Genomic DNA, 539 nt, shown 5'->3' with positions numbered 1-539 from the left:
AGCTGACGGTCAGCGACGAGCTCAAGGCCGGCAGCATCCGCCGTCTGCCCCTGGCCAACCTGGCCCTGCACGATGCCCGCGCGCGCATCCTCAGCCACAAGGGCCGCGAACTCACGGTTGCCGGGCAGGCCTGCCTGCAACACCTGCGCCAGAGCATGCGCTTCTTCAGCGGCGACGCGCCGAGCCTGTCGCGCACACGCTGAGCCGAGCCCGCTCGCGTTGCATTTTTTGCATCACAAGCCTTCTTGAACAGTCAACACAACAACAGCTAGCGTACCGCTGCTGACGCGCTCTAGGTTCGAACAACAACAGCATCCGCGCGGCTTTCCCACCATCGTTCTGCCATAAGGAAAACAATATGCAATCGACTCTGTTCGGTCAGTTCGGCCGCCGTTTCTGTGCGGCGCTGCTGGTCAGTGCCATGGGCCTGGGCGCATCGCTGAGCCAGGCCGCTACCAGCATCAACATGAGCTACAACGGCGCGGCCGACCTGGAAAAGAACCCGGTGCACCTATTCGCCAGCAACTTCAAGCGCCTGG

Annotated in this window: 2 protein-coding genes; both read left to right on the top strand. The window is 62.7% G+C overall.

Annotation, left to right across the window (positions count from 1 at the left end):
• Positions 1 to 203, top strand: a 203-nt coding sequence (locus J0A65_RS25440) for a hypothetical protein (protein WP_232850154.1), incomplete at its 5' end; no start/stop codon positions are given.
• A gap of 155 nt (positions 204 to 358) precedes the next feature.
• On the top strand, positions 359 to 539 hold a 181-nt coding region (locus J0A65_RS25435; protein WP_232850153.1), incomplete at its 3' end, for a hypothetical protein.

Source organism: Bowmanella yangjiangensis, from assembly GCF_017255015.1.
GTDB lineage: Bacteria > Pseudomonadota > Gammaproteobacteria > Enterobacterales > Alteromonadaceae > Bowmanella > Bowmanella yangjiangensis.
The sequence above is the reverse complement of the archived record's forward strand: the minus strand, read 5'-3'. Positions and strand labels throughout refer to the sequence as shown.